Below are 9,063 nucleotides of genomic sequence, written 5' to 3' on the forward strand. Positions count from 1 at the left end.
CTTCTTACGAATAAGAATTAAAGCAGATCACTGCTTCTTCACTTTCACTGTAGTAAAGTGCGCAGTCATTACCATCTGCAAAAAACTGATAACCAATAGTCATTCCTATAGCGTTATAATTAGCAAAACTCAATGTATCAGGTAACATCTCATCAAAGTACTGTATGCTCATCGTATCATCGAAGTCCTCATCTCCCTCTTGATACACATACTGACTAGGGGTAGCCTTACTAAAGCCATCTATTAACTGTTTATATCTTCCGAATTGCCCTGTCTTTAGAAACACCAATTTATTAAATGAATAGGCATAAAAGAACTCTATATAACTATCTAAATCAAGATCATCATCAGCTAAGTCAGCCACTAAAGGTATCACTCTCGTTGTATAATCTGCTAAAGACAGCTTAGTCTTAAAGTAAAAGTCTTCATTGTTCCAAAACTCCTGTTCTAAGGCATACTGTATTGCTTTAGCTACCTTATGTCCTTTATAGATAGTGATATCTCCACTAAAGGCATACTTGCCCTCACATAGCGTGAAGCGATAATACTCTTCTGTATTTTGATCAGAATTACTCTCGTAGTCTGTCCAGAGACCATTATGAGAGACGAAATGTACACTCTTGCCTGAGGATAGCTCTACAGTACATAGCGGATAAAAGATTCCCTTTAAAGTATCATCTACGAATACTTCTTCAAATTTAGGATATAGGTTTATAGTCATTATAATGTTCTTTTTCTAAGGCGAAATATACAAAACAAATAGGAAACAGAACTTGCTATGAATAGGTATAAATGAAAAAAGCAGTCATCTAATAATAGGTGACTGCTTTTTATGCGAACTAATAATAAACTTTCTATGTTTTCTTAACAGTTACTAATATAATTAATTATTTTAACATATAGCAAGATATTATTATTTATTTTTATCTAAATAAACAACCTCTTCTTTTAAGTTGTTAAGTTTTATACCTTAAATCCGCAGATAGCATTCAAACGAGAATGAATTGTACAAAACAGAGCAAAATTAGTGATTAAAGCACACTGTAGTGTGGTTTTAGAGCTAATTGAAGCTATGTAAAGTAGAATTTATTCGCAGTAAATGGTAGTTGCAGATTTAAGGTTATACTTTTTTCTTATTCTGAGTACGGAAATGATACATTCATCTTCTCATAAGGAATGTGCTTCGTGATAATCTCCTTGTACTCCTCTTCAGTGAGCAGTCCTCTACATTGTTCACCATAACTCTCATTGTCATAATCAATCAACGGACGTCTCGATAACTCTTCTAATAGTGTTACTTTATCCACTGATAGATAACGACTGTGTGTCTTTAGCGTAGCGCTTACACTATCTAAGAACTCTTCATCAGATACATTGTTATACGTATCTAGAAGGCTCATATCAGATACGATCCGCTTAAAGATAAAGTCGCGTAGGTTCTTCGCCTCATAAGTAGCCTCGATATCATCGTGCCATACAAATACGATAGGATAATCCCCCTCTACTTCTTCACTCATCAGAAAGCAGTACATATCCCCTGCTCCATTCTTAGCAAAGGGAATAAAGCTGTACTCTGCCTTGATCGCCATATAGTTCTCCGGATCTCTAAGCCAGTCTATTTCCCCTGCCACACTAGCCACAGGACATAGTTCAAAGTCATCACTGAATAGCAGTAAAGTAGGATTATCTTTTAACTTAGGGAATGTCTCCGCGTACCACGTAGCTCCATATACCCCTACATCAAGCATCTTATCTTGTTCTAACTGTTTATACAACTCAGGATAAACTATGTTGTACTTCCGTTCTAATTCTACTACTATCATCGCTTCTAACTAAAAATCTCTATACTCGTCAAACCACTTACTCGCCTCTTCCTCTTCTATCTTTATCGGACTAAAAGACAACAGTTGCATCACAGCATCTCCTGTATCTTCGCGTTCCTCTGTCTCTATATTAGGCAAGGTATTAATCACGGCTATCAACGTTTTGATTGCTTCTTTAATATCGTCCTTGGTTTTTCCTTTTTTGATTGCCTTTAAAGCCTCTTTATACGCTTTTACAGCCACTTTACTATTCTTGCTTTGCCAAGAGCTGAATGGAATACTAAACTCCGTTATAAACCACTCTAACTTCTTTAGATTAGAAACTGACGCATACTTAAAGGTTCTCTCTAGTTCTAATGCAGCTAATTGTTTCTTTAATTCTTTACCGCCTTTCTCCTCTATATTCCAACCGATAAAGTAGTTTAACTTAGCCCAACTCGCTAAAGCAGGGATTCCTTCTAAACTAGGTACATATCTTAACTCAAGGCTTTCTAAACCCTCGAACTGCTTTAATTCTCCTAGATTACATACATTTCCTGATAGCGCTACTGCTGTTAGATTAGTAAACTGCGCTAAACTACTACAGTCAAACGGTTCTCCATTTACCTTGGTATGAATACTGACATCTTTAATATGTGCTGTCGTCTTAAATGTTTGTAATTTCAAGGGAGATGCAGCATCATGAGCAAACGAGAAAGACAACGCCTCTAGGTGTTCATAGTTCTCTAAGATTAGATTATTGATATTTCCTCTAAAGAATACTTCCTTTACCCCCTTGCCTAATATTAAGCGGATAGGTTTATCGATCACGACGACTAACTGCCCTATATCAGCTGTACTAAAGTCTGCCTCTGCACAGTCTAAGGGAGTCCAGTCTAGCTGTTCCATCACACGAGTAGCACTCCACTGAATAAACGAAGTGTCATCACCGTGATACTGCATCACACGAGGCCAATTGCCCCCTGCAGGAACCTGAAACTCATTAAATACCTCCCAGTTAATCTTATCTCCTACTTCTACTAGCGCATCGCACTTAGACGCTGTCACGCCCTTCGTACCGATGGCAAAACGCCCTTGTCCAGCAGTTACTTTTACTTTATGACTCTTCTCTGCCGTTAGCGACAGATAAAACGGTTTATCTCTTTCCATATTAATTATACCAAACTTCATATCCGAAGCGACATATCGCTACGAACATAATAAATAAAAATACATATCTCACCCATTGCTGTCCCTTAAGGATAGCCATCTTCGCACCACAGTACCCACCTAGACCGTTACACACAGCCATCGGGATCGCTACTTTCCATATAATAGCTCCTTTTAATAGGAACAAACAGATACTACCGAAGTTGGTCACTAAGTTAATCAACTTCGCGTAAGCAGAAGCTTTAAAGAAGTCAAACCCTAGCAAAAAGACAAATCCCATAATAAAGAATGTACCTGTAGCAGGCCCGATAAACCCATCATAGAATCCTATTACCACAGAGATAGTCACTCCCCAGACATACTTCTGTCTATCGGTGATCTCTGTAATGGCTTTTCTAGTAAAGTCTTTTTTGATATAAGTGAATATCCATAAGGCAACCAATATGACTAATAGAAGTGGTTTCATAAAGTCATTATTGACCACAGTAAGGGTATAAGATCCTAAGAATGCACTCCCAAAAGAGATCAATGCTAACAAGCCAAAAAACATCCAGTTGACCTTCGCCTTTTTCATATACTGTCTTACGGCAATAGCTGTCCCTGAGAATGCAGGTATTTTAAGTGTACCAATCACTGAAGAAACGGGTATTTGGGGTAACAATGCTAACCCCATAGGTGTCTGTATTAGGCCTCCACCTCCTGCTACAGCATCAATAAATCCTGCAAAGAAAGCGACTATACCTAAATACAATAAAATGTCTAATTCCATCGATATAGTATAAGTGCACAAATGTAGAAGTATTACTTAACCTTCTAAAGACAATGGCTAACTTTTTATACCTTAAATCTGCAGATAACATTTAAACCCAGATTCCGCACTCGCCCAATACTACGAATAAATTGTACAAAACAGAGCAAAAGGTTATACTTTTTTATGTGGAGGGGGACTACTAATACACATAAGTTTATGTGTTTTAATAATCCACTCCTTTCTTAGAAGAGTATTGTCCTATCAGTATCCACACTTTACCTTTGTTTAAGTACCAATCTGTCTGTAGGGAATCTTTTGTTTTAGACCGTATTATTTCCTTTATTTTAGTATAATTAACAGTATCCCTATTATGCTTATTATCATAAAAATATTGTTGTAAAGACATTCTCCGCCCCTTCATAATATACCTTGAAGAAAACCTCTCTGTCGAATATCTGATGACATTAGCTCCTTGCTCCATTGCTACTAATTCATTCGTAGTATACACTTTCTTACTTTTATCATTCGCTATCATACCCACACTACACCTGACAGAAGTAGATACTCCCATAACATAAGGACTGTAAAATATAATGAAGAAAAAAACTCCCCCTAAAACGATATTTTTAACCCAGATTATGCAATAGACATATAAACGAAAAGTAATTATACAAAATAGGTCTGAAGTAGTGATAAAAGCATACTATAGTATGGTTTTAGAGCTAGTGAAAGAGCTATAAAGTAGAATTGCTTTGTAGTATTTGGCTAATGCGTAATGTGGGTTTAACAATATATTTCATACTAATAACTTTGCCTACAGATTGACTACGTACTCTATACCAATCAAATATACTAAAAACACGCTTATCATATAGTAAACTATGAGTCCGCTCTGTAATTTCATATGAAAGCACAGTGACAGCATCGTGTATCCATAGTGACTCCATTAAAAAGGCTGTTCTAATGGACTCACTATGGACTCATTATGGACTCACTATGGACTCACTATGGACTCACTCAAATAAAAAAAGCACCAACTCTCGTTGGTGCTTTGATTTAAAACAGTTTATGTCAAACTTGTTCGTATTATTTATTAATCATTTTCTAAATGTAAGTAACCTGATTTCTTAATCACTCTAGATCCTTTAGCATCAGAGAACTCATATGTTATAACATAGAAGTAAGTACCTGTAGGTAATTTAGAGTTTTTACTAATTGTTCCTGTGCCTTCAGAGATTCCTTTAAACACGTTACCATTACTATCATAGTTATTAGTCTCGTAGACTTTAGCTCCCCATCTATTAAATATCTGAACTTTATTATTAGGGAATTGAGTAATATTATCAATGATAAAGTAATCATTCTTACCATCTCCATTAGGTGATACAGCATTATAGATCACTACATCTCCTTCATTTAGTATATTACTATTAACAGTTGCTAATGTAAAGAATCCATATCCTTTAACAGCTGTTGCAGTAGTCACCTCTTTATTAGCGATGTCCACTACTCCTCCTTCGTCAACCCATATTTGATTAAATGCATCCCAACGTACGATGTGTAAGTTTTTCTCAGGACTACCTAATATATTTCTAGGTGTAGTCGTCTCATTCCAACTTAATGTCAATAGGATATCACCTTCTGTATTGTTACCCTTATCTACTAACCAAAACTCATCAGTATCTAACACTTCTATAACACCTGTCTTATTTTTACGTGCTTCAAAGAATCGCTTATCATCATAGACATATCTACTTACATAAGTTGACTTATCACTTCTAGGAGCAGAGATTTTAGCATATCTGAAGTTACCTTTATTCCCTTGAGGGAACAAGAACTCATCATTACCTATCTTCTCTATCTCACCATCAGCAAAACTCTTATCACTAGCATTTATAGCCTTAGCTCCTTTTTGAAAACTAATCATTCCTTGGGTAAGCCCTGTTGTACTATTAAGAGTAGAATCTATCTTCACGATTCCATCTTGAAAGTCCATCGTTCCGTACACATCTATATTTGCCTTTAAGTCAAAAGCTCCTGCAGTCTGTGGATTGTTTAACACGACATCATAAAACTCTGTGAATGAATTACCAGATATAGTCTGTACACCAGACTCATTCTCATATCTACTAAAAACTACTTTACCTGTTTTAGCATTTTTACTGATACTATAAATACCATCATTTCTAAAATCATCAAAGAAATAAACAGTACCATCATTGGTAAAATCACCTGACTTCTCATTAATAAACTCCGCTATGGTTCCCATTTCAGTACCTGGTAGTACAGCGAATATTCCTTCATTAACTGTCTGAGCAGATGCTACAAACGGCACAGCAGAAAGAATTAGTAAACCGATATTCTTCTTTTTCATAACTAACTTTTTTTCTTTTTATTGATAGATCAATACTGATATGAATATCATTCCTTATTTTAGCTTAAGATATTGAATAATAAACTTATATTATGTCTGTAGCCAAAAACTGTACCAATTATTTTAAATATACAAAAAACAAGTGGTAAATAGTACTCAACCAAACTTTATATCCCCTCTTAAACCTTAACAAATGACTCTCAATCTTTTCTTAATTATATCTATACAAAAATACCAACTAATAAACAATATCCAACATACAGCAAAAACTTATACATAATTATCAATAAATATCCAATAAAAACACACTTAAATACGAATAATAACATTTACAAAGAAGAACTAGCAAAGACCATTTATTCACTTGACGTGAGTACTTTACACAAAATACTTCCTATTCAACACGCTTAGCGATTAAGAGTTAAAGTACGCCCATATTAATCAACAAACAATCACCAAATGTGATTATTCACTACTTTTCTTATATTATCATTTTTACAATCTGTTTTTTAACTATTTCCCCTTATTCCACTGTTTTTAAAAGAAATAAAACACTTATCTACCTCTATAAAACATAAACGCCAAGTATCAGATGACACTTGGCGCTTACGACTAATCTTCTTTTTCATTTATTTTGACACTACTTCCCTATTATACTAAATATGATGCTGTAGTAATTTCTCTTTTAATTCAAGAAAACTCCAGTTAACGCATGCATTAACTGGATAATTTCTAACAAGCAACAAATGGATAATCCGACAAATTATGTATTTTCAATATCTTTCGACCTTCCTAAAATAAATAGTGTAGGGCACTCATAATAAATGAATATAAAACACTTAAAACTAGTAGTATTAATTTGATCATTATATAACATCTTAATTATGAATTTACTTACCCTAACAGTCTTTAATTAGCAATACCCCTACTTACCTGTCTTAAAACGTAAGTATTCATATCCTAAAAGGGCTTATATCTACGGCAAATATAGCACAAATCACTAAACAGTGACTTATTTTATTGTATTTTTGAGTAAAAATATTTTCTTAGTTATTATGTCAGAAAAAACAGGTAAAACAAGAGAGAGAAATAAAGAAAAAAGCAAAGAGGAAATACTTAAAGCCGTAGGGACTATTCTGAAAGAAAAAGGGTATGTCGGGCTAAAGGTAAATGACATCGCTGCTACTGCTGGATTAGACAAAAAGCTTATCTATAATTACTTCGGTGGTGTAGATCAACTCCTAGATGAATATATCAATTCTCAATACTTTTGGAACAATGTAGATCCTGAGAATCTACTCAGTGAAGCCACTAAAGATGGAGGAAAAGAAATAGGTAAAGCACTGCTAGCGGAACAGTTTGACTTCGTACAACAAAACAAAGAGTTTCAGAAGTTGCTCATATGGCAACTCTCAGAAGAAAGAGATTCCCTTAAAAATATCGTGAACAAACAAGAGGAAGTAGGAGAACTCCTGTTCCAAAACGTCTCAGACAAGTTCTTTGGTGATAAAGCAACAGACTATCGTGCTCTGATGGCTATCTTAGTATCTGGAGCATACTACCTGAACCTATATACTGAGCATAATGGTAGATACTTCTGTGGTATAGACTTAAAAAGCGAACAAGGTAGACAGCAGATTAAAGATGCGATGAATATGATGGTAGATAAGATGTATGAGGGACTATAGTTCGTCATACATCTTATCACTATAAGATAAACTTATGCTTGCGGTAATCACTAGGTGAATACCCTGTGACTTTCTTAAATAGTCGCGTAAAATAAGACGGAGAGTTATACTTCAACTCAAAAGCAATCCCTGCTATATCACGTGACTTATCTTGTAACAAGATTTGACTGTGCAGGATACTAATCTCATTAATCCACTGCTTAGGGGGCTTATTAGTTGCTTCCTTGACACATTTGTTCAGATAATTCTCTGAGATGTGGAGAAGATTAGCATAGAACAGTACATTCTTATGATCAATGTGAAACTTCTGCACCAACTCTCTAAAGCGAAACGCAATATCAAGCTGTCTACTCATCGGTGTCTTTTTCTCCATATCCACACGGATCACCTTCATCAGCACTGTCTCCAGTAGCGTAACACAAATCTCTATATCTCTCTGCTCACTTAATGTCTCTTCTTCTAACAGGTCTAAGATTCGACTGACCCAACTTGCATTGACTTCATTAAGCTTGACATAAGGATTCATCGTGAAGAACTTCAGGTCATTTGCCCCTAGCGAGATATCTGTAATCACGTCATTCTCATATACCACGAAGTATCCCTTAATATCATCTGATAGAGATAAAGTCGCTGTTATATTACCATTCTTAACATTGATAATTTCGTTCTTAGATAACGTATAAGCACCACTATCTAAATACTGTGTCATATCCCCATTAGTCAACAGAATCAAAAAGTTGAACGTCGTTCTATACGGAATCACAGGCATTAGAATACCTCGTAGATAGTCCTCTAGACGATATACTTGTATCTTGTTATCGTTCTTTAAGTAACTATCGTCTAAGTGAGGCAGAAACAACTTCTTATATTGATAGTTGTTCAATATTTCAATAGATGGCTTTGACATTTTTAACCTGAATAATTAAAGCAAATTTTATAAAATAAATACATCATTATCAATAGCCTATAGCTAATATTTTGCCAATATTACTAAAAACTATCTTCTTCCGCACACACACGCTACGCAATCCTTATTCCGTCCCATTGATACATAATGTTTTTTGTGGATGTAGTGCCAACAGGCATGGTATACACTTCCACAAACAATATCCACATCGTTGCGCTGGCGCAGGACAGAGCGTTTAAAAAGTGTCCTGTAGACAGTTTTAGTGAATGGGACAGGTGGCGTGTTGGCAGAGTAATCCGTGCCGTCAATATCCACACAGTATTTCCACAAACAATATCCACATCGTTGCGCTGGCGCAGGACAGAGCGTTT

At 35.4% G+C, this 9,063-nt stretch carries 9 protein-coding genes; 1 reads left to right on the forward strand and 8 read right to left on the reverse strand.

Annotation, left to right across the window (positions count from 1 at the left end; all coding sequences use genetic code 11):
• Positions 1-4 precede the first annotated feature (4 nt).
• From CF599_RS13340 to CF599_RS13370, 6 genes are all read right to left on the reverse strand, one after another.
• Complete coding sequence (locus CF599_RS13340; RefSeq protein WP_121966512.1) at positions 5-721, reverse strand: hypothetical protein; 717 nt, start codon at positions 719-721, stop codon at positions 5-7.
• A 412-nt stretch (positions 722-1,133) separates the two neighbouring features.
• Positions 1,134-1,823 (reverse strand): SMI1/KNR4 family protein, encoded by a 690-nt coding sequence (locus CF599_RS13345; RefSeq protein ID WP_121966513.1) that lies wholly within the window; start codon positions 1,821-1,823, stop codon positions 1,134-1,136.
• A 9-nt stretch (positions 1,824-1,832) separates the two neighbouring features.
• Positions 1,833-2,972, reverse strand: a complete 1,140-nt coding sequence (locus tag CF599_RS13350; protein ID WP_121966520.1) for a hypothetical protein — start codon at positions 2,970-2,972, stop codon at positions 1,833-1,835.
• 1 nt (position 2,973) lies between these two features.
• Positions 2,974-3,741 carry a TSUP family transporter gene (locus CF599_RS13355; RefSeq protein ID WP_121966514.1) on the reverse strand — a complete coding sequence of 256 codons (768 nt, stop codon included), beginning with the start codon at positions 3,739-3,741 and terminating at the stop codon, positions 2,974-2,976.
• Between the two features lie 205 nt (positions 3,742-3,946).
• Positions 3,947-4,294: a hypothetical protein gene (locus CF599_RS13360; RefSeq protein ID WP_121966515.1), complete on the reverse strand. Its 348-nt coding sequence runs from the start codon at positions 4,292-4,294 to the stop codon at positions 3,947-3,949.
• 522 nt (positions 4,295-4,816) lie between these two features.
• The gene (locus CF599_RS13370; protein WP_121966516.1) at positions 4,817-6,097 is read right to left on the reverse strand and encodes a gliding motility-associated C-terminal domain-containing protein; all 1,281 of its coding nucleotides are present in this window, start codon (positions 6,095-6,097) and stop codon (positions 4,817-4,819) included.
• A 1,055-nt stretch (positions 6,098-7,152) separates the two neighbouring features.
• On the opposite strand from CF599_RS13370, the gene CF599_RS13375 reads away from it, so the two are divergent.
• Positions 7,153-7,785, forward strand: a complete 633-nt coding sequence (locus CF599_RS13375; protein WP_121966517.1) for a TetR/AcrR family transcriptional regulator — start codon at positions 7,153-7,155, stop codon at positions 7,783-7,785.
• Positions 7,786-7,804: 19 nt separating this feature from the next.
• Here CF599_RS13375 and CF599_RS13380 read toward each other — a convergent pair whose 3' ends face one another.
• Together CF599_RS13380 and CF599_RS19730 are read right to left on the reverse strand one after the other, a co-directional pair.
• Entirely contained in the window at positions 7,805-8,692 is an 888-nt protein-coding gene (locus tag CF599_RS13380) for an AraC family transcriptional regulator (RefSeq protein WP_121966518.1), read from the reverse strand.
• Between the two features lie 113 nt (positions 8,693-8,805).
• Positions 8,806-9,063, reverse strand: a 258-nt coding sequence (locus CF599_RS19730) for a hypothetical protein (protein WP_216821875.1), incomplete at its 5' end; no start/stop codon positions are given.

The sequence above is a fragment of the Myroides sp. N17-2 genome (genome assembly GCF_002286775.1).
GTDB lineage: Bacteria > Bacteroidota > Bacteroidia > Flavobacteriales > Flavobacteriaceae > Flavobacterium.